The 24514-nt window shown below is 35.6% G+C and carries 25 protein-coding genes, 3 riboswitches and 1 other annotated feature; of the genes, 5 read left to right on the top strand and 20 right to left on the bottom strand.

Features of this window, described 5'->3' with window-relative positions; all coding sequences use genetic code 11:
- Positions 1-327: LPXTG cell wall anchor domain-containing protein (locus tag DN392_RS25235; RefSeq protein ID WP_149238113.1), on the top strand; the 327-nt coding region annotated here is incomplete at its 5' end.
- Positions 328-442: 115 nt separating this feature from the next.
- Here DN392_RS25235 and proS read toward each other — a convergent pair.
- Both proS and DN392_RS25245 read right to left on the bottom strand, forming a co-directional pair.
- On the bottom strand, positions 443-1873 hold the full coding sequence (gene proS, locus DN392_RS25240; RefSeq protein WP_088321605.1) for a proline--tRNA ligase: 1431 nt from the start codon (positions 1871-1873) through the stop codon (positions 443-445).
- A 46-nt stretch (positions 1874-1919) separates the two neighbouring features.
- Positions 1920-2127: a binding site (T-box leader), on the bottom strand.
- A gap of 93 nt (positions 2128-2220) precedes the next feature.
- The gene (locus DN392_RS25245; protein ID WP_000383868.1) at positions 2221-2514 is read right to left on the bottom strand and encodes a YesK-like family protein; all 294 of its coding nucleotides are present in this window, start codon (positions 2512-2514) and stop codon (positions 2221-2223) included.
- A 154-nt stretch (positions 2515-2668) separates the two neighbouring features.
- Between DN392_RS25245 and DN392_RS25250 the strand changes: the two genes are divergently transcribed.
- Both DN392_RS25250 and DN392_RS25255 read left to right on the top strand, forming a co-directional pair.
- Entirely contained in the window at positions 2669-3982 is a 1314-nt protein-coding gene (locus DN392_RS25250) for an alkaline phosphatase family protein (RefSeq protein WP_000356425.1), read from the top strand.
- Positions 3983-4089: 107 nt separating this feature from the next.
- Positions 4090-5373: an MFS transporter gene (locus DN392_RS25255; RefSeq protein ID WP_000738836.1), complete on the top strand. Its 1284-nt coding sequence runs from the start codon at positions 4090-4092 to the stop codon at positions 5371-5373.
- Between the two features lie 44 nt (positions 5374-5417).
- On the opposite strand, the gene DN392_RS25260 is transcribed toward DN392_RS25255, so the two are convergent.
- From DN392_RS25260 to DN392_RS25295, 8 genes are all read right to left on the bottom strand, one after another.
- Positions 5418-5810 carry a hypothetical protein gene (locus DN392_RS25260; RefSeq protein WP_000514014.1) on the bottom strand — a complete coding sequence of 131 codons (393 nt, stop codon included), beginning with the start codon at positions 5808-5810 and terminating at the stop codon, positions 5418-5420.
- Positions 5811-5822: 12 nt separating this feature from the next.
- Positions 5823-6074, bottom strand: coding sequence for a helix-turn-helix transcriptional regulator (locus DN392_RS25265; RefSeq protein ID WP_074651450.1), 252 nt, complete (start codon positions 6072-6074; stop codon positions 5823-5825).
- 56 nt (positions 6075-6130) lie between these two features.
- Positions 6131-7363, bottom strand: a complete 1233-nt coding sequence (locus tag DN392_RS25270; RefSeq protein ID WP_000992574.1) for an MFS transporter — start codon at positions 7361-7363, stop codon at positions 6131-6133.
- Positions 7364-7429: 66 nt separating this feature from the next.
- Positions 7430-8011: a TetR/AcrR family transcriptional regulator gene (locus DN392_RS25275; RefSeq protein WP_001254437.1), complete on the bottom strand. Its 582-nt coding sequence runs from the start codon at positions 8009-8011 to the stop codon at positions 7430-7432.
- An 80-nt stretch (positions 8012-8091) separates the two neighbouring features.
- On the bottom strand, positions 8092-8235 hold the full coding sequence (locus DN392_RS25280; RefSeq protein ID WP_000817921.1) for a hypothetical protein: 144 nt from the start codon (positions 8233-8235) through the stop codon (positions 8092-8094).
- An 80-nt stretch (positions 8236-8315) separates the two neighbouring features.
- On the bottom strand, positions 8316-8567 hold the full coding sequence (locus DN392_RS25285) for a hypothetical protein (protein ID WP_000394367.1): 252 nt from the start codon (positions 8565-8567) through the stop codon (positions 8316-8318).
- Positions 8568-8580: 13 nt separating this feature from the next.
- Complete coding sequence (locus DN392_RS25290; RefSeq protein ID WP_001091335.1) at positions 8581-8895, bottom strand: thioredoxin family protein; 315 nt, start codon at positions 8893-8895, stop codon at positions 8581-8583.
- A 168-nt stretch (positions 8896-9063) separates the two neighbouring features.
- A complete protein-coding gene (locus DN392_RS25295) occupies positions 9064-9426 on the bottom strand; it encodes a DnaJ family domain-containing protein (protein ID WP_000382353.1) in 363 nt (120 codons plus the stop codon).
- Between the two features lie 372 nt (positions 9427-9798).
- Here DN392_RS25295 and DN392_RS25300 point away from each other — a divergent pair, with 372 nt between their 5' ends.
- Positions 9799-11823 carry a glycosyl hydrolase family 18 protein gene (locus DN392_RS25300; protein WP_000095624.1) on the top strand — a complete coding sequence of 675 codons (2025 nt, stop codon included), beginning with the start codon at positions 9799-9801 and terminating at the stop codon, positions 11821-11823.
- A 446-nt stretch (positions 11824-12269) separates the two neighbouring features.
- Here the strand turns inward: DN392_RS25300 and DN392_RS25305 are convergent, their stop codons facing one another.
- The 7 genes from DN392_RS25305 to DN392_RS25335 all read right to left on the bottom strand — a co-directional run bounded on the left by DN392_RS25305 (position 12270) and on the right by DN392_RS25335 (position 19766).
- Positions 12270-13814, bottom strand: coding sequence for an ABC-F family ATP-binding cassette domain-containing protein (locus DN392_RS25305; RefSeq protein ID WP_088321604.1), 1545 nt, complete (start codon positions 13812-13814; stop codon positions 12270-12272).
- Positions 13815-14119: 305 nt separating this feature from the next.
- Positions 14120-14893: a hypothetical protein gene (locus DN392_RS25310; protein ID WP_000835395.1), complete on the bottom strand. Its 774-nt coding sequence runs from the start codon at positions 14891-14893 to the stop codon at positions 14120-14122.
- Positions 14894-14959: 66 nt separating this feature from the next.
- Positions 14960-15709, bottom strand: a complete 750-nt coding sequence (locus DN392_RS25315; RefSeq protein ID WP_000016074.1) for an ABC transporter ATP-binding protein — start codon at positions 15707-15709, stop codon at positions 14960-14962.
- Positions 15706-16704, bottom strand: coding sequence for an ABC transporter substrate-binding protein (locus tag DN392_RS25320; protein ID WP_000715550.1), 999 nt, complete (start codon positions 16702-16704; stop codon positions 15706-15708). Before DN392_RS25320 ends, DN392_RS25315 begins: the two co-directional genes overlap by 4 nt.
- The gene (locus tag DN392_RS25325) at positions 16701-17474 is read right to left on the bottom strand and encodes an ABC transporter permease (RefSeq protein WP_001057159.1); all 774 of its coding nucleotides are present in this window, start codon (positions 17472-17474) and stop codon (positions 16701-16703) included. Before DN392_RS25325 ends, DN392_RS25320 begins: the two co-directional genes overlap by 4 nt.
- On the bottom strand, positions 17446-17766 hold the full coding sequence (locus DN392_RS25330) for an MTH1187 family thiamine-binding protein (protein ID WP_000082897.1): 321 nt from the start codon (positions 17764-17766) through the stop codon (positions 17446-17448). The genes DN392_RS25325 and DN392_RS25330 overlap by 29 nt, the downstream gene beginning before the upstream one ends.
- A gap of 100 nt (positions 17767-17866) precedes the next feature.
- A riboswitch (TPP riboswitch) is annotated at positions 17867-17968 on the bottom strand.
- Between the two features lie 61 nt (positions 17969-18029).
- Positions 18030-19766, bottom strand: a complete 1737-nt coding sequence (locus DN392_RS25335; protein ID WP_001234177.1) for a methyl-accepting chemotaxis protein — start codon at positions 19764-19766, stop codon at positions 18030-18032.
- 143 nt (positions 19767-19909) lie between these two features.
- A riboswitch (cyclic di-GMP riboswitch) is annotated at positions 19910-19994 on the bottom strand.
- A gap of 283 nt (positions 19995-20277) precedes the next feature.
- Between DN392_RS25335 and DN392_RS25340 the strand changes: the two genes are divergently transcribed.
- Positions 20278-21591: an anaerobic C4-dicarboxylate transporter family protein gene (locus tag DN392_RS25340; RefSeq protein WP_000498721.1), complete on the top strand. Its 1314-nt coding sequence runs from the start codon at positions 20278-20280 to the stop codon at positions 21589-21591.
- Between the two features lie 58 nt (positions 21592-21649).
- Here DN392_RS25340 and DN392_RS25345 read toward each other — a convergent pair whose 3' ends face one another.
- The 3 genes from DN392_RS25345 to thiM form a co-directional block, all read right to left on the bottom strand.
- Positions 21650-22585: an alpha/beta hydrolase gene (locus DN392_RS25345; RefSeq protein ID WP_016089483.1), complete on the bottom strand. Its 936-nt coding sequence runs from the start codon at positions 22583-22585 to the stop codon at positions 21650-21652.
- A gap of 82 nt (positions 22586-22667) precedes the next feature.
- Positions 22668-23327, bottom strand: a complete 660-nt coding sequence (thiE, locus tag DN392_RS25350) for a thiamine phosphate synthase (protein ID WP_061672150.1) — start codon at positions 23325-23327, stop codon at positions 22668-22670.
- A 16-nt stretch (positions 23328-23343) separates the two neighbouring features.
- A complete protein-coding gene (thiM, locus tag DN392_RS25355) occupies positions 23344-24159 on the bottom strand; it encodes a hydroxyethylthiazole kinase (RefSeq protein WP_098110585.1) in 816 nt (271 codons plus the stop codon).
- A gap of 61 nt (positions 24160-24220) precedes the next feature.
- A riboswitch (TPP riboswitch) is annotated at positions 24221-24330 on the bottom strand.
- Between the last annotated feature and the right edge of the window lie 184 nt (positions 24331-24514).

The following is a 24514-nucleotide window of genomic DNA, read 5'->3' on the forward strand; positions in this document are numbered from 1 at the left end:
TCTGGTGGCAACGGTTCTGGTGGCAGCGGTTCTGGTGGCAACGGTTCTGGTGGCAACGGTTCTGGTGGCAACGGTTCTGGTGGCAACGGTTCTGGTGGCAATCGAGTTAAGGGCGATAGCAGTTTGCAAGATGGCAAAGGCTCCCAAGATGGCAATCGAGTTAAAGGGGATAGCAGTTCACAAGGTGGTAACGTAAAAGATAATGCGACAAAACAAGGTGATAAGTTACCTAATACTGCAGCGCATTATCCTGCATCTATTTTAATAGGACTTTCAACATTCCTAATTGGTATGTTATTGTTTATTCGCCGTAAAAATGCAAAATAAAGACCAACATCCTTCCATCTAAAAAATACATGAAACCAATATAAAACTAAAAAGGGCTTTGGATTGCAGTTTATTATGCAACCCAAAGTCCTTTTGGCATCTATAAGAAAGAGTATTAATATGCTTTTCCCCAATAGACCATGTGCTTTGCTTCTTTACTACAGCAAATACATTCGTCAGCTAAATGTTCTTGCTCAAAAGGCATACAACGTGAAGATACTCCAACTTCTTCTTTTAATTTCTCTTCACAAGCTAATTCTCCACACCACATCGCCTTAATAAACCCTTGCTTTTCATCAGCTACTTTTTTCATCTCTTCGAAATTCGTCCCACTATACGTATTCTCATCGCGAAATACTTTTGCTTTATTAAATAAAGAATTATGAATTTCCTCAAGTAGTGCTGGAATACGTTTTTCTAATTGATCCATTGATATAAATTCTTTTTCTTTCGTATCTCTTCTAACAAGTACAACTTGATTCTTTTCAATATCTTTAGGACCAACTTCTAATCGAATTGGAATGCCCTTCATTTCATACTCATTAAATTTCCAGCCTGGTGTTTTATTACTAGCATCTATTTTTACTCGTGCAACCTTTTGAATATGTTCTTGTAACTCTGTTGCTTTCGCTAAAACTCCTTCTTTATGCTGCGCAATTGGTACAATAACAACTTGCACTGGTGCGACTTTAGGAGGCATTACAAGACCATTATTATCGCTATGAACCATAATAAGTCCACCTATCATTCTTGTTGATACACCCCAAGATGTTTGGTGTACGTATTGCCACTTACCGTTGCGATCTAAAAATTTAATATCAAATGCTTCAGAGAAATTCGTTCCAAAGTTATGGGATGTTCCTGTTTGAAGTGCTTTCCCATCATGCATTAAACTTTCGATCGTATAAGTTGCCTTTGCTCCTGCAAACTTTTCTTTTTCTGTTTTTTGCCCTTTAATTACTGGTATCGCTAAGTAATCTTCACAGAAAGAAGCATATAGATTTAAAATATGTAACGTTTCAGCTTGCGATTCTTCTGCTGTTTCATGAATTGTATGACCCTCTTGCCATAAGAATTCCGTTGTACGAAGGAATGGTCTCGTTGTTTTCTCCCAACGAACTACTGAACACCACTGATTATATAGCTTTGGCAAATCATTATAGGATTGCACAATTTTTGAAAAATGCTCACAGAATAAAGTTTCAGATGTAGGCCGTATACAAAGTCTCTCCGCTAATTTTTCATCCCCGCCATGTGTCACCCATGCTACTTCAGGAGCAAATCCTTCTACATGATCCTTCTCTTTTTGCAATAAACTTTCTGGAATAAACATTGGCATATATACATTTTCATGACCAGTTGCTTTTAACTTTTCATCCATAACTTTCTGCATATTTTCCCATAAGGCATAACCGTACGGGCGTAGAATCATACATCCTTTTACACTTGAATAATCAACAAGTTCTGCTTTTTTTACAATATCTGTGTACCACTGTGCAAAATCCTCTTCCATCTTCGTAATCGCTTGTACTTGTTCTTTTGCCATAGTCAGTCTTCCTCCTTTTGAAAATACAAAAAAGCCCGCGTCCCTAAATAGGGACCGAGCTTTGCCGGCGTTACCACCCTGATTCATGCACAAAAAATTGTGCATGCTCTCTTTTTGATAACGGGAAATTCCCGCTGCATATGCAGAACGCAAAGGTAGGTTCCATATCGCCTTTTTAAGAATCTTTCAGCCTGGCGGATTCTCTCTCTGCTAAAAAGGTTGAACATGTACTAGTCCTTTTTCATCGTTATAACGAAATAAATTTGTTGATTATCATAATACAAATTCTTTTTTTAAACAATAGCTAATTTTCTCATTTTTATATATTCTTTTCATTTTTTGCAGTTTTATACGTAGCTTTTTCGCGAGATTTTTACCAGTTGATGTGCAATCATACCGATAAGTGTACCAAGTAGAACGAAGAAACCAATAAATCCATATCCCATTCCTTCCCATCCACCAATCACCATCATTGTAACCGGAAAGGATGCTAAGCAAAGAAGTATTAAACTAAGTGCAAATATAATATCGAACTGTTTGTTTGGAAACCGTTTCTTTAGTAAATACGAAATAGCAAATACAAGGATAATCGTAATTCCGCCAATGATGTAAAAGATACTAAATCCATCTAGCCAATCCATAGTATTCCCTCCTTCCATTCATTTCCCTATACTTAATTATATGTTTAATTTTTCTGAAAATAAATAATAAATTTTTACCTAGAAATATATTTTTATTACTAGGTATTAATAGTAATATATAAGAATAAGCTTTATATAATCAGGAGGGAACTTTATGGATAAAGCATTAACAAATCATGTCATTATTTTATCTTTCGATTGCTTATCAGCTTTAGATTTTCCTATATTACAAAAACTTCCTAATTTCCAAACATTAATAAACAAGGGCGCGATTGCGAAAAAAGTTGAACCTATTTATCCTTCTGTAACATATCCAAGCCACTCAACAATCGTTACTGGAAACTACCCTAATAAACATGGCGTAGTTAGCAATACGTTACTTCAACCTGGACGTGAGTCACCAGATTGGCATTGGTACCGAAAATCCATTAAAGGAACAACGTTATACGATGAAGCACGTAAAGCAAATTTAACGACAGCTGCCCTTCTATGGCCTGTTACCGGCAGAGCAAATATTGATTACAATTTACCTGAAATTTTTCCAAATAGACCGTGGCAAAATCAAATTTTAGTTTCATTATTTAGCGGTAGCCCGCTATATCAATTAGATTTGAATCAGCGTTTTGGTCATATAAGAAATGGCTTATCACAGCCTGAACTCGATGATTTCGTACTCGCTTCCGCTGTGCATACAATTCAGACGAAAAAGCCGAATGTCATGTTTGTACACTTCACCGATTTAGACACCCAAAGACACTATTACGGCTTTGAATCCAAAGAAACAATAGCCGCAATTCATAGACATGATGAACGGCTAGGGAAAATTATTCAAGCTTTAAAAGACAGTAATCTATACGAAGAGAGTACAATTATCACTCTTGGTGATCATAGCGCTTTAAGTGAAAACAAAGCCATTCAATTAAATGTACTATTTCATCAAAAAGGGCTTATATCTATAAACTCAAAAGGAAAATTAATAGACTGGAAGGCCTATTGCCAAAGTTGCGACGGCTCTGCCTATGTATATGTGAAAGACAAAAATGATACAGATACAATTCGAAAAGTACAACTACTACTTGAAGAACTACTTCAAAATAAACAAAACGGTATTGAATTTATGCTTCATGATGAAGCTGCAAAAGACTGCGGTGCCGATGGTAATTGTTTATTTATGTTAGAAGCGCGAGAAGAGTATTATTTCACTGAAAACTATACAGGAGATTTTATAAAAGAGATTAATGAAAAAGACGTTACGCCTAGTAAAAAATATACATTTGGTACGCATGGATACTCTCCAACAAAACCTAACTATGAAACAATTTTTATCGCTGCTGGGAAAGGGATAAAAAGCGGCGTTACCATCCCGTACATGAGACTTATTGATGAAGGTCCAACTATCGCTAGACTACTCGGTTTACACTTAGGTGAAACAGACGGATCAATTGTAGAGGATTTACTTCAATTGTAAAGAACTGTGTATATATGTAAAAGTTATGTAAAAATCATCACTGTTTCTCTTTTTATAATTTTTATTTTTGTACACTGTTAGTAGAACAATTTAAGGGGGAACATTATATGAAAAAAATGTCCAGACAAGAAAAAAGCTGGATATTATACGATTGGGCGAATTCGGTATATTCGCTCGTCATTACAACTGCATTATTCCCAATTTACTTTAAAGCAGCTGCAAAAGAAGCCGGACTATCTGGTGCAACTTCAACAGCATATTGGGGATATGCAAACTCATTCGCTACACTTTTAATTTCTATACTTGCTCCTATTCTCGGCACAGTTGCTGATTATAAAGGATTTAAAAAACGATTTTTCACATTCTTCTTTGGACTCGGTATCGTATTTACAAGTATGCTAGCAGTCGTCCCAACATCTCAGTGGTACTTATTACTAGGCTGCTACATGCTCGCATTAGTCGGTTTTGCGGGAGCAAACATTTTTTATGATGCATTTTTAGTAGATGTTACCTCTAAAGATAGAATGGACCGAATTTCTACAAGAGGCTTTGCATTAGGTTATATTGGGAGCACAATTCCTTTTATCGGTTGTATCGCTCTTATTATTCTTGCTCAAAAAGGAACTATCCCTTTATCAGTCGGCATTGCTAGTCAAATTTCGTTCGCAATAACAGCTCTTTGGTGGGGATTATTTACAATTCCAATGCTAAAAAATGTAGAGCAAACACATTATATTGAACGTCATCCAAGACCAATTGCAATGAGCTTCAAACGCCTTGCTGATACTTTTAAAAATATTAAAGAATATAAAACTGTATTTATGTTCCTAATCGCTTACTTCTTCTACATTGACGGGGTCGATACAATTATTACTATGTCTACCGCTTACGGAACAGATCTCGGTATTAGTGCAACGAATCTATTAATCATCTTATTTGTCACACAAATTGTTGCTTGTCCATTCGCCTTATTATACGGAAAGTTATCAGAAACATTTACAGGTAAAAAAATGCTATACGTCGGTATTATTATTTATATCATTATCTGCATATATGCTTATTTCTTAAAAACGACACTCGATTTCTGGATTTTAGCAATGTTAGTTGCCACTTCTCAAGGTGGTATTCAAGCACTTAGTCGTTCCTATTTTGCAAAACTAGTACCAAAAGAATCTGCAAATGAATTCTTCGGATTTTATAATATCTTTGGTAAATTCGCGGCAATTATGGGTCCAGTATTAGTCGGTGTTACAACGCAATTAACAGGAAAAACCAACGCTGGTGTCCTTAGTATTATTGTACTGTTCGTTATCGGTGGATTCTTACTAACTAGAGTTCCCGAAAATAATACATCCGTTACACCACCTAGTCCAAAAACTAAAACGCTATAAGAAAAAGATCCTCTTCTCATGAGAAGAGGATCTTTTCTTTATTTTTAGCGATAACGTCTTACAATTAAAAATTCTACAGCCGGCTTTACAACTATCGCAGCGCATAACGCAAACAAAAGCGGTATGTTATGAAAATCAATCCATTTATTAAAACCTACCGATGCGAAAAACAAACCAAAAATTAATACAACAAGTACATAATACGTAACATTTGCACTTATTTTTAATACATGTTTTTCTACATCTTCTTTCTCCTCCGTTGTCCCTTCCACATTATGCGATGCCAAACTTTTAAACATATAATGTAATGCGATGCTACAAATAAATAGTGCATACCAGTTTACTTGAAGTTCAGTTAACCAATAATAAAGTGCAAACACTAACGTACTTATAGCTACTAATGCCGTAACTACAAGGCTTATTTTCTCTTTCCCCAACAACTACTCCCCCTACAACTTGTACAAAAATAGTTTATCAACAGTTGTTCCTAATACTTCAGCCAAACGGAATGCTAACGCTAAGCTTGGATCATATTTATTATTCTCAATTGCATTTATCGTCTGTCTAGAAACTTTACACTTATCAGCCAATGCACCTTGTGAAATATTGTTTTCAGTGCGTAATTCATAGATTTGATTTTTCACACCATTTCTCCTAACCTGTAAACTCGTTTTTACATCATCAGTATATAGTTGGGGCATGTCATTGTCAAAAGATTGCCACAAGAAAAGGGAGCAATCCTGCTCCCTTACACTGATTATTTCGAAGCTAATGAATTTGTTAGTTCTTCTTTATTAGCGACATCTTCTTTATTTATTTGCATGCGTAGAACTGGCCCTATCGCAAATAAAATAAGTGCCATTGCTATACAAAATACAGTAACTAGTGAGGTCATCTCCTTCAATCCTCCAGCTAGTGAAGTTCCGATTAACATTGCCCCCATAAACAGTGGTAAAATTGTTCCATTTACTCTTCCAATCATATTTTCTGGTACAAGTTGAATCATAAGCGTACCGACAACGATATTAACACAAGCTAAACAAATACCTGTTCCAAACCTCATGAAACTAGTAATCCAAAATGATGTAGATAGCCCTTCTACTAAAAATGACATTGCTAATATGCTCATACCGAATACAAACATCTTTTTCGGGTTCACTTTTGAAGCGAAAACTGTAGCAACAATACCACCGATTAACATACCTATCCCATCAGCTGCGGCTAAATATTGAACTGCTTCCTTTTCCATTCCAAGACGCTCTATTACAAGAAACACTTCTAATGGATTCGTTAATCCAACAGCTAAGCCCATAACGGTGAAAGTGATCGTAATCATACGTAAATTTTTCGTATGAAGAACGTATTTCCATCCTTCTTTTATATCATTTTTTAATGAATCTCTCGCCACTTGCTCTTGTTCCACCCATTTTGGTAAAAACGAAAGAGCAATAGCAGATAACAAAAATAAAATGATTAAGCTATATAGTGACGTAAATAAACCAAGTTGTGTATACACAAGTGATCCTACCACTGGTCCAAAAATCATAAATAATGACTGTAATGTTTGGTTAAATGCAATCGCATTTGCTACCTGCTCTTCTTTTACGTAGCGCTTAAATATACGCGAAGATGATGGCTGAGAAAATTGGCCTACGATCGCGGAAATGAGTGTTGCAAAAAATATAGCCTGCCAATAATCCAGCTTTAACAACAAGACAATTCCTACAATAGACAGTACACTTAATACATCTCCAGCAACCATCGTTCTTTTCGGATTCCAACGATCAGCTAGCGCCCCACCGATAAACGAGAAAATAAAAATAGGTGCATATTCCATAACCGATAACAACGAAACTGAAACTGGATCATTATTCGTTCGCTCCATTATGAAATACAAAAGAGCCATATTTCTGATCCAAATTGCAAATTGTTGTAAAATATCAGATGCCATAACGAGCATAAATGCTCGGTTTTTAAATAAAGCGTTCATTTTCATTCCCCTTTCATAAACCGACCGTTCGGTCTAATTTATTTTGTAAGAAAAGCAACTGACTTATTATTCAGCTGCCATTCCTTTTAACAATACATCTATTGCCTTTTTATAAATACGTTGCAGCTCTTTATAATCTAACTCGTAGTAAAGTACTCCAAGCCCTGATAATAATCCATTCACAATATACATAAGGTCGCGCGTACTATCTTCACGAAACTCTCCAGACTGTATACCTGCTTCAATTAGTTTCTCAAACATAACATATGATTCTCTAGTTAAAGCCAATAGTTCATCCAAAATCTCTTTACTTACAACTTGGCTCATAGAGAATTCCTCTATTGCATTTGAAATTGGTTGCTGTATGTCCTCGACATGATATTCCGCGAGACCATATAGTTTTTCAGTATTCGTACTATACAACTTCTCTTTTTCATTCCATTTTTCAAGCCAATCATACGTATGCTGTTTTACTACAAATAAAAATAATTCTTCTTTACTTTTAAAGTGATAATAAATGCTTCCTTTACTTCGCTCTGTAATTTCACAAATCTCTTCCATAGATGTAGCTGCATAACCCTTCTGTGAAAACAGACTTTCTGCTTTATATGCAATTTCTTTCTTTATCTCTTCTGCACTTCTTCTCATATTTACACCTCTTTAAACCGACCGTTCAGTCTAATAATAACAAATTAAAAACCTCTATTACAAGAGGCTATATTCCTTATTTAAGAAAACGTACTCTCAAACCACGTTCGAATCATATGTATTATTCCAATTTTAAATCCTAATTTAACAAGAACTACGCCTCCCGCAGCTAATAAAAATAACACTACTTTCCCCTTGTTTTTCACTTTCAGTTCCCTTTTCATTTCTATTCCCCTTAGTACGTTAAAAATATTAATCAAACGTTTGTTTAAAAAGAAATACGCCTATATAAGGCGCATTTTCATCAATCACCGCCACCTCCGCCACCATCGCAGCTGCCTCCGCTATCTCCACCGAAAGATCCTCCACAATCATGTGAACCTCCATGCGAGCTATCATTATCAGATCCAGCAAAGAAAAATAATGGTGATGAGTTGTTAGATGAATTATGAATGTTATTTTGTTTCGTAAGATTTACCTTCTTTTTGTTTGATCGAACTGCCGTTACGATCGTTCCAACTACAACAAATAATAGTATGACAATAATAAATTCCATATAAAAGCCTCCCTTAATCTTCGAATAATTGAATGGTTCTCTCTAAATTTTCAAGTGAAATAAAGCGCGATTCACGAAGGATCTCTTTTCCATTATAAAATAATAAAACTGTTGGCCCTGTAAATACTGCATATCGCCCCGCGATCTCTTGCATGTCTTGTAGTAATATTTCTACTTTCTCTACGTAATCATAATTCTCTAATACGCAATTTACTTTTCTTAACATAACATCACAAACACCACAATTTTCTGTTTTAATAAACAGAAGTACTAATTGTTGTTCTTCAATATATGTCGCTAACGCTTCTATCGTTTTAAATGTATTCATCTTATCCCTCTTAGCGTAATTTACGAAATACTTTACCCCGCATAACGGGGCAGTAAGACTCTCACCTCAAAATCCAGCTGAGACAAAGAAGTTAGGTGAGCGGTCAACTGCCCGTAAATGCCCGATTGGTTCAACTAATAATCAGTGGAGGATGAACCTCCCCACTGATTAAAGTTTCACTTTATCCTGATACATACGAAAAGCTGAACTCTCTTTAATCTTTCTCTTTTCCATTACTTGCTGAAAACGAAGCGTTTTTACTGTTAACTCTTCTTGTAATTTTTTTCGCTCTGCTTCATCATAACAGCAAGCAATTAAATCTTCTATTTTTAATATATCTTTTTGTAGTTCCATTTCTGGTGGAATCATACCCGCATTTTTTAAGATTTTATAACTCATTCTAAGTTCTGGAGGTACCATTGAAAGGTCTTCTAATTGTAGTGGTTTTCCTTTTCCCGGAATATGATCAAGGTCTCCATTCCGTATTGCTTGTCGAATTTTTTCTTCAGCAATGTTCAAAAAGACATCCACACCATTCGCTCCTTTACATATTTTTACTATTATTTTACATGATATTTTCTCATCTTGCTACGCTATTATAAATTGACTTTATACAATTTTTTCTCAAATTTAATTACAAGGAGCCTTTTCCTCCCTAATCAATATTTTATTTTCATGTGTAGTCTGTATTAGAGCCATTTCATATTGAGAAAATCTTTGCGAATCAAATAAAGCGTTTACACTAAATCTTACATTTGCTACGATTTAATCACCCCCAGCTCCCTTGTATAGACTTCGTGATGTCTGATCATTTTTATCTAGACGTTTCATACGTCTAGATTCACTTTGGTTTACTGGCGCATGCCTTTAAATATATCTTTTATTTTGAAAGGAGAAATGACTATGAGCTCCAAAAAATTCACACTGCTATTACTATCCCTACTACTCTTCTTACCTCTTTTTCTCACAAACTTTATTACTCCAAATGTTGCATTAGCAGATTCACCAAAGCAAGGTCAAAAAATTGTTGGGTATTTTCCTTCATGGGGCATTTACGGACGTAATTATCAAGTTGCAGACATTGATGCATCAAAGCTAACTCATTTAAACTATGCTTTCGCTGATATTTGCTGGAATGGAAAACATGGAAACCCTTCTACTCACCCCGATAATCCAAATAAACAAACGTGGAACTGTAAAGAGTCTGGAGTACCACTGCAAAATAAAGAGGTTCCTAATGGCACTCTCGTACTCGGTGAACCTTGGGCTGATGTCACAAAATCTTATCCGGGATCAGGTACAACTTGGGAAGATTGTGATAAATATGCCCGTTGTGGAAATTTCGGAGAACTGAAACGATTAAAAGCTAAGTATCCTCACTTAAAAACAATAATTTCAGTTGGTGGCTGGACTTGGTCTAACCGCTTTTCTGATATGGCAGCTGATGAAAAAACAAGAAAAGTATTCGCTGAATCTACAGTAGCTTTTCTTCGTGAATATGGATTTGACGGCGTTGATTTAGATTGGGAATATCCGGGCGTTGAAACGATTCCTGGTGGTAGTTATCGTCCTGAAGATAAGCAAAACTTCACCCTACTCCTTCAAGATGTTCGAAATGCATTAACGAAAGCTACTGCAGAAGATGGGAAACAATATTTACTAACAATCGCATCAGGTGCAAGCCAACGTTATGCGGATCATACAGAGCTAAAGAAGATCTCTCAAATACTTGATTGGATTAATATTATGACATATGATTTCCACGGTGGATGGGAAGCTACTTCTAACCATAATGCAGCACTATACAAAGATCCAAATGACCCAGCAGCGGATACAAAATTTTATGTAGATGGTGCGATAGACATTTATACAAATGAAGGGGTTCCAGCGGATAAACTCGTATTAGGTGTACCTTTTTACGGACGTGGATGGAAAAGTTGCGGAAAAGAAAATAATGGGCAATACCAACCTTGTAAACCAGGTAGTGACGGAAAGCTCGCTTCTAAAGGTACTTGGGATGATTATTCTACCGGTGACACAGGTGTGTACGATTATGGTGATTTAGCAGCTAATTATGTTAATAAAAATGGTTTTGTTCGCCACTGGAACGATGTAGCGAAAGTACCTTATTTATATAATGCGACTACAGGCACGTTTATTAGCTATGATGACAACGAATCTATGAAATATAAAACAGACTATATAAAGACAAAGGGTCTAAGTGGCGCAATGTTTTGGGAACTAAGCGGGGATTGCCGTACAAGTCCAAAATATAGTTGCAGTGGACCAAAATTACTTGATACGTTAGTAAAAGAATTACTTGGTGGACCTATTACTCAAAAAGATACTGAGCCCCCAACAAACGTAAAAAATATTGCTATTACAAATAAAAATTCAAACTCCGTTCAATTAAACTGGACTGCATCTACTGATAACGTAGGAGTTACGGAATATGAAATTACTGCCGGAGAAGAGAAATGGAGTACAACAACAAATAGCATTACAATCAAAAACTTAAAATCTAATACCGAATACACATTTTCAATAATAGCAAAAGATGCTGCCGGGAATAAATCACAGCCTACTTCTATTATTGTAAAAACAGATGATACTGATACAACACCTCCTGGTGGAAATGGTAATGCTACCTTTTCAGTCACTTCAAATTGGGGAAGTGGTTACAACTTCTCGATTGTAATTAAAAATAGTGGAACGACCCCTATTAAAAACTGGAAATTAGAATTTGATTATAACGGCAATTTAACACAAGTTTGGGATTCTAAAATTAGTAGTAAAATAAATAATCATTACGTAATTACGAATGCAGGATGGAATGGTGAAATTCCTCCTGGTGGATCCGTTACAATCGGAGGGGCAGGAACAGGCACTCCCGCCGAACTTCTAAATGCATCCATTAGCGAAAACTAAGCGTAACCTCCATTAATTATTTCACTAAAGTTTGAATTTAGGTTTGAGTGCTCTATCCTAAATTCAAACTTTTAATTTTATGAAAAATCACAAATTGTTATTACAATAACCTATTATAATTATATTTAGTTTCTAATATGAAGTTCATGTGAAGTTCATCTGAATTTTACATGAATTTCCTTTAAGTTCTATTGTCTTCCTATACTAATCACATTATCCTTTACATATAGGAATTATTTTCATTCCATTTCAAACTATCTATATATACAAAGAAAGATAGTCGCCTATTAGGGAAAGGCATCTAAATATAAACATAACATAAGAAAAAGCACGCTTATAAGCGCACCATAAGAGTGCTTCTTCATACAATTCTCATGTAAGAGTTCTCGAAAATCATGTTAATCACAGGGAAAAGGCATTAGCTTATACAAGCTAATGCCTTTTCTTTATTCATATCGTTCAGCATCCCATTCTTCTATATTCCATACTTTTGTTATCCATGCTTCATAGAAAGAAGGCTCATGTGAGACAAGTAAAATTGTTCCTTTATATTGTTGTAATGCTTCCCGCAAAGACTTCTTTGTTTCTGTATCCAAATGATTAGTCGGTTCATCTAAAATTAAAACATTGCTTTTCGTTACGATAAGTTCACATAAACGTACTTTCGTTTGTTCCCCGCCGCTTAATAAACGAATAGGTTTTAATACATGTTCTTCTTTCAATCCACACTTTGCTAATGCTTGGCGTACTTCTTTCTTTGTCATATCTGGTCGTTCTGCCCAAACTTTTTCTAATGGTGTTGTTTCTGAAGCAAATTCTTCCTGCGCAAAATAAGCAGGATTTACTCGTTCTCCAACAGAAATTGAACCGCTTAACGGCTTTATTTGACCTAATAACGTTTTTAACATTGTCGTTTTTCCAATTCCATTATGACCAACAATCGCTATCTTTTCTCCTTTTTTCACTTGCAAATTCAATTCTGGACATAACGGAGAACTATATCCTATCCTTAGTTTTTCAGCCTGTAATATGCGACTAACTGGCTCCTCATAAACATTGAAATCAAAACGGGATCGAGGTACATGATTAACCTTTTCAACCCTTTGCATTTTCTCCAATACTTTCTCTCGACTTTTGGCCTGTTTCGCTTTTCGAATTTTATTTTTTTGAATAAATGTTTCTAACTGAGCAATTTCTTTTTGCTGTTTCGCATGCGCCGATTGTAATTGTTTCCTTTGCAATTGATAACTTTGCACAAATTTTTCATAATTTCCTACGTACCGCTTCACTTTCCGTTCTTCTAGATGATAAATAACATTCGTAATACTGTTCAAAAATACTTCGTCATGTGAAATGATCACATAAGCTTTTTCATACAGTCTTAAATACGATTGCAACCATTCTATATGGGCTGTATCTAAATAGTTTGTTGGCTCATCTAGCAATAAAACATCAGCTTTTTCTAAAAGGAGCTTCCCAAGTAATAACTTTGTTCGCTGTCCTCCACTTAACTTTGAAACATCCTTTTTCAACCCTATTTCAAATAAACCTAAACCGATTGCTACTTCTTCAATTTCTGTATGAATTTGATAGAAATTAGAGCTTTCCAATATAGTTTGTAATTCTCCATACTTTACTAACAACTTTTCTACTTCTCCTGCTCCAGCCATCTCTTCTGTAATTTTTAACATTTCACATTCAATCGCATACAAATTAGAAAATGCACTTTGTAAGTATCCTTCAATTGTTATCCCCTCTTGTAAATCCATATGTTGCTGTAAAAAGCCTATCTTCACATGTGGAAACCATTCAATGTTTCCGTCATCATGTATAAGTTCTCCTGTTAAAATCCTTAACAAGGTTGATTTTCCAATTCCATTTTTCCCAACTAACCCAACATGCTCGCCCTTTAATAGTCGAAAACACGCATTATATAAAATGGTTTTCTCACCATACGAATGACTTAAATTTTCTACTGTTAATATACTCATTTTTTTCTCTCCTCTACTTATGGTTCATAAGCTAAATAGAGAGAGCAACAGTATAAAGCCTTATTTAATTGTATATATAAAAAATGGGTAAGGTGAATACACCTTACCCATTACATATTATCGTAAAAAAGGATTAAGGTTCTTTACCTGCTGTCTTCAATTTAGCTTAATCGTTAAAAATGGGCAGACTTCTCCCGCATCAAGCTAAAACCATTTGAAGAACAGTTGATAAAGTCATTGTATCCTTTCACTCCTTTAACATTTGTTATATTAAGAGTATAAACTACTCTGTTATATTCTATTCTCTATTTTTTCTTTTGTTCCTTCTCCGCTTTTCCATTTTCTGCGTAAATTTCTTTATACATCTTTTCTAATGCATATGGACTTGTAAAGATGAGCGTTAACGATTTCCACATATAAATTCTTCTTTGTAGTTCTACCCCATACTCTTTACTAACCATATTTTTCACTTCTGGAATATGTTCTTCGTTTTGAAATTGTTGTACAGATTTCAATTCCTTCGTCTTAAAATCCGTTAAAAGGCCTATTACAGTTCGTCCATGTTCCTGCGACCTTTCTTCTAAATCAAACTGGATCGAATGAACGAAACCTAAAACGTGAAAGATTTGAGCATGCAACCCGACAGCAGCACGCTGTTCCATTAAGTTGTAGCACTCTCGTTTTAACTCTTCTACCATTTCTAAAGAATTTCTATTAACTTTTCTTTTGCCAACAAACATAATTTTTACAATATGAGCGACTGCTCCCATACTTTTTAATACACTCTCTAAAACTTCTACCGCATCTTCCACATAACCATTTGAAATTATAGAATGAATAAATTCATCTAATAACACTTGAAATTTTTTAACTAAATGTAAATCGCGTAATTCTGGAACATCTTCTCTTAATTGATTCCGGCCTTGCACCCACTTTAAAACTTCTGTCATTTCTTCTTCTTTTAATTCATGATGTTCCATACCATACTTCATCAATAAAATATGATTTTTTAATAAGGACTTTCCTTCTTCAAGATTATCAGCTGTTAACGAATCAACTATTTGCTCTATAGATTTCATCTTTCTCCCCCTATATAAAAAAGCCTCTTAACAGCGATTATACCAAAAACTGTTAAAAGGCTTTTTCTATTTTTTCATATACGGAGCTAATACTCTCAGAATTTCTTCCTTATCCTTTTTTAACTCAAGTGATGTTAACATATCCATCGTTCTTGGTCTAGGTAATTTCACTTGCACCTCTCCAACTATTGATGCTGGTCTTTGAGATAAAATAAATACGCGATCCGACAGTAAGATTGCCTCATCTAAGTCATGTGTAACCATAACAATTGTTTGCTTCTCTTGGTGCCAAGAGTTTAAAAGCCAACTATGTACTTCCATTTTTGTAAAGGCATCTAATTTTCCAAAAGGCTCATCAAGTAGCATAATTGGCTTTTCACATAAATATGTGCGCAGAAAACTAATCCTTTGACGCATACCACCAGACAATTCATCTGGATAATGGTCTGCATATTCATCTAGTTCAAATTGCTTTAATGCTTCCATTCCTTCTGTTAGCCTTTGTTTTTTCGGTTTCCCTTCGATTTCCAACGGAAGAACTATATTTTGCAAAGCTGATCGCCACGGTAGTAATAAATCCTGCTGCGGCATATAACTTACAACATCTTGCTCTTGTACGTGCCTATCCTTATACGTTACATTCCCACTTGTTGGATTTTCAACATTTGCAATCATATTTAATAATGTGCTTTTCCCGCAACCACTCGGTCCTACAAAGGAAACGAACTCTCCCTCTCGTATAGAAGCACTAATATTTGCCAATACATTCTTTCCATCAAAAGCTTTTACGATCTCTTTTATTTGTAATCCACTCATTTTTCACTTGGAAGGAACTCATTTGTAAAGGCATCTTTCACATCAATTTTCTTCTTAATAACTTTGTTATCATATAAGAAATTCATGTAATTCGTCCAAACTTCTTCCTTCTGTACTCCCCACACTTTTGCATCATCTTGATACTTCGTACTTAACCATTTTTGACTTTCTTGTACTAATTCTTTATTCACATCTGGAACTGCTTTAATTAAAATATCAGCAGCTTCTTTCGGTTCTTTAATTGCAAAATTATAACCTTCTGTCGTTGCACTCATAAACTTTTTCACAAAGTCTTTATCTTGCTTCGTATGTTTTTCACTCGTAATAATAACAGGACTATAGAAATCAAGCGCTGGGTCTAAGTCTTTCACCATAATCGTATTTAACTCTTTTCCTTGGCGCTTCGCTTCAATTCCATCCCATCCGTAATATATCCATTCAAAGTCTGCATCACGACCGATTGATTTAAAGAAATCTGTTTGTCCTAAGATGATTTTTTCAACTTTATTAAAATCAGCTTGATGCTTCTCCATGATTGTCTTCAACGTTGCTTCTTCTGCTGGTCCTCCCCAGCCGCCGTAACGTTTACCTTCAAAATCTTTTGGTGACGTCATATTATCTTTTTTAAGTGATGCAAAAGCTGAAGTGTTATGTTGAATGATTGCTCCTATAGATACAACAGGAATACCTTCCACACGAGCCAACGTTACATTTTCTTGTGCGCTTATTGCGAAGTCAGCTTTTCCGGAAGCTATCATTTGCTCCGCTGTCACATTATCACCTGGCTGAATAATTTCTACATCTAATCCTTGCTTTTTATAATAATCTTTCGCTTGCGCTACATATAGGCCAGTATGATTCGTATTCGGAAACCAATCTAATACTACTTTTACTTTTTGATCTTTACTTGCACTTTCTTCTTTCTTCGCCGGATTACATCCAGCTACACCTACTGCTAATAAGGCAGCCAACATAACTTTTAAACCTTTTTTCATTTTCTGCCGTCCTTTCTATATATCCATGGTGCTGTTATTCTTGCCATAAACTCCACGATAAAATACAGACATAATGTCACCATAACAATAATTGCCGCCACACCAAATACTCGGGCTGTTAGAAAGGATTTTGTAGCTCTTGTAAGCATAACTCCTAATCCTTCGCTTGCACCGAGCCATTCCCCAATAATTGCTCCCATTACGCTATATGTAACTGCAATTTTTAAACCTGAGAAAAAGTATGGCAGCACTGCTGGAAACTTTACTTTCTGGTAAACTTGCCATTTCGTTGCCTTCATCGTTTGCAACAACTTCAACATATTTTTATCTACCGTTTGAAAACCTTCTAAAATGCTGAGCGCAATCGGGAAGAAACAAACGAGTATTACTACCATTACTTTCGGTAGCATTCCATATCCAAACCAAATAATAAATAACGGTGCAAGTACAACGATTGGAATCGTTTGCGAAATAACAAGCAACGGATTTATTAAAATACGAAATAAAGGGATAACATCCATAATAATTGCAATACTTGTCCCAATTAAAATCGCAAAAAACAGTCCGATTAGAACCTCTTGTAACGTTTGCATCGTATTCGGTAATAGTAAATCTTTCATTCCAATTAATTCTTGAACAATGGCAGAAGGCTTCGGTAAAATCCACGGTTCAATTTTAAATAATGAAACAGATCCTTCCCATATCGCTATGAGAAGGATAAGCCAAATTGTTGTAATTATTTTAGATTGCTTCTGGTTTTGCATATTCATCACGGTACTTCCAAACCTTTTCATCTATCGTTACACCAGTGCTTGGACGATAATGGATTTTAATAGAAGTAATCACTTCTTCTGCTCCAGCATCCACACAAGCTTGTTGCGCACGTTTAATGATATCAAGAAGTACATCTAATTCTCCTTCCAGCGTTGTTTCCATTGCCCCTACTTCATAACGAACTCCCGATTGTTGTACAACTTCAATTGCTTTATCAACAACAGAATACACATCTTTGTTCTTCGCTTGTGGTACTACTGAAAATGAAATTGTAACTTGTTGTGACATAGTAAAATCCCCCTTATAAAATGAAATATTAAAACAAGAAAAGGCTTTCCTACTGCGTAGGAAAGCCTTGTATGCAAGTTATTATAGAATAACATATGCTACATCACTTTAAGTAACTCCCTACGCTGGCATTATCCAGATCAGGTTGAGGGTCGATGTTTGTTTACATCCTCTCAGCCAATTGGCTCCCCGGTCCTTAATTCGTTTTCATTGTAGCATGATTTATTTTATTGAACAAACAAAAGCACGTATAATCATTTCATTTAACTTTTGAATTCCCCTATTAACTCTTGTAACTCCTGTGAAAGCCAGCTTAAAGAACTAGCTAATTCAGCAATATCTTGTACAGACATTTCCTGTTCTTTCATACTTTCTTCAATATTATTACTACTATTTGCATACTTATTTGCAATAAGTGATAGTTCATTTACAACACGAACAATATTTTGGCTACTTTGCAATATATCACTTGAATTACTAGAAACAACTCTAACTTGACTTGTAACAGATTGTGCTGATTTTGAAATTTTTTCAAAGAAAGCACCACTACTTTGAAAAAGTTTAATTCCGGATTCTACTTCTTTTGAAGCTTTTTGTATTGAAACAACAGCTTCTTCCGTTTCAACTTGTGTTTCCCCTATTAATTTCGCTATATCTTTTGCTGATGCTTCCGTCTGCTCTGCTAATTTACGCACTTCATCAACAACGGCAAATCCCTTTCCGGTTGCCTCAGCACGTGAAGCTTCAATAGAAGCATTTAAAGCTAGCGAATTCGTTTGATTTGAAATACCTGTAATTACATTTACAATATCACTAATTTCTTTTGATCTTGTTTCCAAAGAATGAATGATAGAAGATAAATCTTGTACTGCATTTTGTATTATGTTCATTTGATTAATGGTCTGTTCAATAACACCATTTCCTTTTACTGAATGATGCTTCATACCTTCAGACTCTTTCGCCATTTGTTTTGCAATATTAGTTATCTCTTCCATCTTATCTTCCATTTTATATACAATACTTAAATACTTTGGTACTGAAGTTTCTTGTGATTGAACGCCAGCCCTTAACTCAACTATAGAACTTACAATTCCTTGGACTGCCATGCTATTCTCTTTCGTACTCACTGACAATTCTTGCGAAGATGAGGAAACCTGTTCTGCTGTCTGCTTCACTTTATCTATAATTCCTTTAAACTTCTCAATGGTATTATTAAAATACGCATTAATAATACCAATATCATCTGGTCTTTCCTCTAATTTAATACTTAAATCACCTTCACCGACTCTGCGCAATCCTTCACGTAAATCCCGCAATGGAGCAAGTGCGTTACGCACAATTAAGAATTGAATAAAAGTTGCAATTAAAACAGAAATACAAATAAACATTAAACCTTGTATAATGAACTTTTCTTTTGTACTAGGAACAATAGAAGCATCTACATCAGCTGCAACAAGTGCCACAATGTTACCTTCTCCATCTTTAATTGGCTCTAATATCGTTACCCATGTTCCTAATGCGTCTTCATATACTTCTGTCATGTTTGCTTTTTTTGTGCTCATTACTTTATCATATGCTTTCATCCAAAGGTCTGGTTGTTTATAATATTCTCCCGGCCTTACTTCAACAACATTTGCTAAACCTGTAGATAAATCAATGATTTGTAGCTCACCTTTTTCATTTTTTTTCGCTCCAACAATATAGGTTTGTCCAACACTGTTCAATTCTTCCGTTGATTCATCTAATTTCTCTGTTAACTTCTCTCTCTTTTCTCTTTCTGCCGTTGGGTCTTTTGCAACATCTCTCAATATTTCCGCGTCTAATTTATGTAATACCGTATCTCCTGTTTCAAAAGAATGCCTTTCAAACATAGACATCATACTATTTTGAAACATGTTAAAACTTAACGCTCCCATAGTACCGACAAGCGTCAAAATAACTAACACAGTTAACAATACATTTTTTTGAAGAAATGATAGCTTATGCCAATATTTTCTCATTAACATCACCTTTCTTAATTAACTTACTATAAAGTAACGCTATTAAAATATAAACCTTATTAATAAACGATAACGGTTCTCATTTGTTTATAAACAAAAAAAAGACCAATGAAAAGAGCATTGGTCAAGACCAACCCTATCCGTCCGGTAACTGGCTAGCATAACCTTTCGGCCTTAGCTCCTGTAGTTTTGCGTCCTAATGTTTCCATCAGTTTGCCTTTCTCGCTGAACGAGTTGAACGATATGGGAGTTCTATGAGAATTAAATTATTCTCTATCAAAGATTACAACATAAAAATTAAAATGTCTACCTATTTAGAGATGCAAATGTAAAGTCTCAATGCATTATTTTTTCGAAATAATTTAACAAAGTTCGTGAATGTTACATTTCTTGTGTTATATAATAAAAAATGTATATAACACAAGGATTATTTTGAGTATTTGTTTTAATTTTCTTTCAAATTAAATTATTCAAATATATCTTAACTAATGAATTTCGGAGGTAGTTTATCATGTTTTGGCTACAATTTCTTACGTTACTACTCTGCATTTTTATTGGCGCACGCCTAGGCGGCGTTGGTCTAGGAGTAATGGGTGGCGTTGGCATGGCAATACTTGTTTTCGTCTTCCACTTACAACCTACAGCTCCTCCTATTGATGTAATGCTTATGATTTTAGCAGTAATTACAGCTGCCGGTGCACTGCAAGCCGCTGGAGGAATGGACTACCTTGTTCATCTAGCTGAGAAAGCATTGCGAAAAAATCCAAAGCGTATTACATTCTTTGCTCCAATTGTTACTTATTTATTTACACTGTGCGCAGGAACTGGTCACGTTGCTTATTCTGTACTTCCTGTTATCGCAGAAGTCTCTCGCGAATCTGGGATTAGACCGGAACGACCAATGTCAATTGCCGTAATCGCTTCCCAACAAGCAATTACAGCTAGCCCTATATCAGCTGCAACAGTTGCACTTTTAGCAATGCTAGTTGACTATAAAATCACCTTATTAGATATTTTAAAAGTAAGTATTCCTTCTACCTTCATCGCTTGTATGGTAGCTGCATTTGTTGCTAGCAAAATGGGGAAAGAATTAAATGAAGACCCTGAATACTTGAAACGTTTAAAAGAAGGAATGATTCCTAAAATTGAAGAGAAGAAAGAATTTGTTGGTTTAAAAGGCGCTAAACTATCCGTTATCCTTTTCTTAGTAGGAACTTTCCTTGTCGTACTTCTCGGTTCATTTGAAGCACTTCGTCCAGGATGGATGGTTGACGGGAAGTTAATTCGTCTTTCCATGCCAAACACAATTGAAATGGTTATGTTAACTATCGCAGCTCTTATTATTATTTTCTGCAAACCAAATGTAGAAAGCATCGTGTCTGGTAACGTCTTTAAAGCGGGGGCAACAGCAGTTGTTGCTATTTTCGGTATCGCTTGGATGGGAGATACTTTCTTTAACGGAAACTTAAATATGATTCAAGGATCAATTCAGCACCTAGTAACAAGTGCACCATGGCTATTTGCCATCGCATTATTCATTCTCTCTATTTTACTATATAGCCAAGCAGCAACAGTACGTGCTTTAATGCCCCTTGGATTATCACTCGGTATTCCACCAGCACTACTAATCGCAATGTTCCCTGCAGTAAATGGATATTTTTTCATTCCAAACTATGGAACAATCGTTGCTGCCATTAACTTTGATCGCACTGGTACAACTGGCATTGGTAAATATGTTTTAAATCATAGCTTTATGATTCCAGGCCTAATCGCAACATTCACTTCTATCGGAATTGGAATGCTCTTAATTTCAATTATGTTTTAAAGAACAAGCACAAACCCAAGGTTTTAAAGGGTTTGTGCTTTTTTAATCAAACGTTTGTTTAAATATTTTTAACTGTCCATTCTGCCATTATGTTCTTTAATATTTGTGTGAAGTCCGCTGGGAAAAGATGACCCAAACCTTCTCTCACAATTAATTTACAGTTCACATTATATTTCTCGAACATCGACATTAATTGAAGCGTGTTTTCGTAAAACGGATCTTTATCTCCCGTAACAATATATCCTTCTACATTCGTTATATCATTTGATACGACTATACTTTCAATTGCCTCAACATCTCGAATAGCGGGTATAGCTGCTATAAATTTTTGAGTCTCTAACATATTCTTTAACGCTAACTCTATCGCTATATTTCCCCCTTGAGAAGCTCCCGCAAGGATGGTGTCTTCCAAGTCATATTTACCCATAAAATCATTAAAACTTTTCATAATATCTTTTATAGCTATATCATGATTATCCCAGCTATAAGAATTCATTCCATGTACTTGTGAGGATTGAGAAAAACCTAACATATACTCACGTAATATTTCTTCTCCATACCAATACGGTGCAAAATCATTTATGTTTGATCCTCTCCAATGTAAAGAAAATAGTCCTGTCTTCGCCTCTTCATTTCCATAAGTAAATAATTTCGGGTCGGCTGTTAGCTGCTGTTTCTTAAAGATTTCTTCACACTTTTTCACTATCATTTTAAAAGCTTCATTCTCTCGTAATTCCTTTAAATCTTCATCCTGCATAAGTGTATGTGGATTCCACCAAATCCCCTTTTCTAAAGCTTCATTTAAACTAACAATTGCTTCTTCATACTTCCCTTCTATCGAAAGTACACACGCTTCCCAAAAGCTAGTTTTATCCATCCTTTCAGGGAACTCTCTTTTCGCTTTATCTATGTATCTATAAATAACATCAAAGTCTCCTTGTTCGAATAAACGAAATAATTCATTTTGCAACTCTACAAACTGTTTACGTTTCAAACAATCATCTCCCTTTTTCTAAATATCAATATCAGAAAAAAATAAAAAGCTATGTAGCCTTTTAATACTACATAGCCTTCTTCTACAAACTGTTACTTACTTCCTCTACTAGCTTCTTCGTACTTTCATACGGAGATTCAGCTAAACTAATCGCGGAAATAACAGAAACGCCGTCCGCACCGGCTTCTATAACCCCAGCGGTATTTTCAATTGTAATGCCACCAATCCCAACGATTGGTATTGTAATTTCTTGTTCTCTAAAATGAGCTAAACCTTTCGTTCCTTGCACAGCTTTCGTATCTTTTTTCGTACTCGTTGGGAAAATAGGGCCAACACCTAAATAATCAGCTCCGTTTTTAATTGCCCAGCGTGCTTCTTCAATTGTATGGGTAGATACACCAACAATTTTATCTCCCATTTTTTCACGAACAGAAGTAATTCCTTCATCATCTTGTCCAACATGCACACCATCTGCATCTAACTCGAGAGCCAGTTCCACATCATCATTTACAATGAATGGTACACCGTACTCCTTACAGACTGCTTGTAATTCTTTCGCAAAACAAATACGTTTCTCTCCCGTTAAAGCGCCTTCCCCCTTTTCACGAAATTGAAAAATTGTTATACCGCCTTCAAGTGCATCTCTCAATACTTGTAGTGGTTCCTTCGCACAATTGTTACTTCCCATGATAAAATATACTGATAATAATCTAGACATTTCAGCCTTTGTAATACAGGGCATCTAGTTCCCCTCCTTACTATATAAGCTCAATCTTCCCATACTTCTCAATATCACCCGAAGTGGTATTCGCTAACTGATTTAAAAATTCAATTTGGAAACTACCAGGTCCCTGCTCCACTGTCTTAGCAGCTGCCAGTTCCGCAGCTACACCATAAAACGTTAATGCCGCTACTGCTGCCTTTACATAATCCTTTTCTACTGCTACAAATGCTCCTATTACAGAAGTTAGTAAACAACCAGTTCCCGTAACTTTCGTTAAAATAGGGTGACCATTTCGAATAAGGATCGTTCGTTCTCCATCTGTAACAACATCTTCTTTTCCAGTAATCACCGCTACTGTATTTAATTCATCCGCTGCCTGCCTTGCAATACTTACGACATTGCCATTTCCAGCACCGGCGTCTACCCCTTTAATTTCCCATCTCTCATTAATAACGTTCGCTATTTCAGCTGCATTTCCGCGGATAATCGCTAAATCAATTTCGGCCGGAATATGTCTCGCAACTTCTGTTCGATACGATGTTGCTCCTGCACCAACTGGATCAAACAGTACTGGTACATTGTTCACATTTGCTGATTTACCTGCAAGTAACATCGCTTCTACTTCTTCAGGGCGAAGTGTCCCCATATTTAATACTAACGCTCCAGCAATGCTAGCCATTTCTGCTACTTCTTCTTTTGCATACGCCATGACAGGCGATGCTCCTAACGCTAACAAACCGTTAGCTGTAAAGTTTGTTACAACAACATTGGTAATATTATGAACGAGCGGATTAGTTTCTCTCACCAAATCCACTACTTTACTAATTTCTTTCATATTCATTCTTCTCATCCCCTAACTATAGTGATGGGAGATACACAAAAAGACACTTTGCGCGTACGCAAAGTGCCTTTTTGTGCTTTTACACTCTCCCTACGCTGGCATTATCCAACAGGTTCAAATGGTCAATGACGGATTAGTCATACTCTCAGTTTGCATCCACAAACTCCCATGTGTTTAGTATTCTTCTACTTCAAAGTCTACTCTTATTCTAGTAAAATAACAAGTTCTTTACTTTTCTATTTAATATAGAAGCAACTAATAAAACAATACGTATAATAAATAAGTATCTATTTCTCATAGTCTCATCATGGTGCATATTATGTTCTGTCGCCATCATTCACTTTCAAACAGATGTTATCCCACT

Origin of the sequence: Bacillus sp. BB51/4 (genome assembly GCF_008368845.1) — a bacterium.
Lineage (GTDB): Bacteria > Bacillota > Bacilli > Bacillales > Bacillaceae_G > Bacillus_A > Bacillus_A wiedmannii.

What these genes read in the sequence shown, in the direction of transcription:
- proS (WP_088321605.1), bottom strand. Translation starts at nt 1,873, where the DNA reads ATGGCAAAAGAACAAGTACAAGCGATTACGAAGATGGAAGAGGATTTT.
- DN392_RS25245 (WP_000383868.1), bottom strand. Translation starts at nt 2,514, where the DNA reads ATGGATTGGCTAGATGGATTTAGTATCTTTTACATCATTGGCGGAATT.
- DN392_RS25250 (WP_000356425.1), top strand. Translation starts at nt 2,669, where the DNA reads ATGGATAAAGCATTAACAAATCATGTCATTATTTTATCTTTCGATTGC.
- DN392_RS25255 (WP_000738836.1), top strand. Translation starts at nt 4,090, where the DNA reads ATGAAAAAAATGTCCAGACAAGAAAAAAGCTGGATATTATACGATTGG.
- DN392_RS25265 (WP_074651450.1), bottom strand. Translation starts at nt 6,074, where the DNA reads ATGCCCCAACTATATACTGATGATGTAAAAACGAGTTTACAGGTTAGG.
- DN392_RS25270 (WP_000992574.1), bottom strand. Translation starts at nt 7,363, where the DNA reads ATGAACGCTTTATTTAAAAACCGAGCATTTATGCTCGTTATGGCATCT.
- DN392_RS25275 (WP_001254437.1), bottom strand. Translation starts at nt 8,011, where the DNA reads ATGAGAAGAAGTGCAGAAGAGATAAAGAAAGAAATTGCATATAAAGCA.
- DN392_RS25280 (WP_000817921.1), bottom strand. Translation starts at nt 8,235, where the DNA reads ATGAAAAGGGAACTGAAAGTGAAAAACAAGGGGAAAGTAGTGTTATTT.
- DN392_RS25285 (WP_000394367.1), bottom strand. Translation starts at nt 8,567, where the DNA reads ATGGAATTTATTATTGTCATACTATTATTTGTTGTAGTTGGAACGATC.
- DN392_RS25290 (WP_001091335.1), bottom strand. Translation starts at nt 8,895, where the DNA reads ATGAATACATTTAAAACGATAGAAGCGTTAGCGACATATATTGAAGAA.
- DN392_RS25300 (WP_000095624.1), top strand. Translation starts at nt 9,799, where the DNA reads ATGAGCTCCAAAAAATTCACACTGCTATTACTATCCCTACTACTCTTC.
- DN392_RS25305 (WP_088321604.1), bottom strand. Translation starts at nt 13,814, where the DNA reads ATGAGTATATTAACAGTAGAAAATTTAAGTCATTCGTATGGTGAGAAA.
- DN392_RS25310 (WP_000835395.1), bottom strand. Translation starts at nt 14,893, where the DNA reads ATGAAATCTATAGAGCAAATAGTTGATTCGTTAACAGCTGATAATCTT.
- DN392_RS25315 (WP_000016074.1), bottom strand. Translation starts at nt 15,709, where the DNA reads ATGAGTGGATTACAAATAAAAGAGATCGTAAAAGCTTTTGATGGAAAG.
- DN392_RS25320 (WP_000715550.1), bottom strand. Translation starts at nt 16,704, where the DNA reads ATGAAAAAAGGTTTAAAAGTTATGTTGGCTGCCTTATTAGCAGTAGGT.
- DN392_RS25325 (WP_001057159.1), bottom strand. Translation starts at nt 17,474, where the DNA reads ATGAATATGCAAAACCAGAAGCAATCTAAAATAATTACAACAATTTGG.
- DN392_RS25330 (WP_000082897.1), bottom strand. Translation starts at nt 17,766, where the DNA reads ATGTCACAACAAGTTACAATTTCATTTTCAGTAGTACCACAAGCGAAG.
- DN392_RS25335 (WP_001234177.1), bottom strand. Translation starts at nt 19,766, where the DNA reads ATGAGAAAATATTGGCATAAGCTATCATTTCTTCAAAAAAATGTATTG.
- DN392_RS25340 (WP_000498721.1), top strand. Translation starts at nt 20,278, where the DNA reads ATGTTTTGGCTACAATTTCTTACGTTACTACTCTGCATTTTTATTGGC.
- thiE (WP_061672150.1), bottom strand. Translation starts at nt 23,327, where the DNA reads ATGCCCTGTATTACAAAGGCTGAAATGTCTAGATTATTATCAGTATAT.
- thiM (WP_098110585.1), bottom strand. Translation starts at nt 24,159, where the DNA reads ATGAGAAGAATGAATATGAAAGAAATTAGTAAAGTAGTGGATTTGGTG.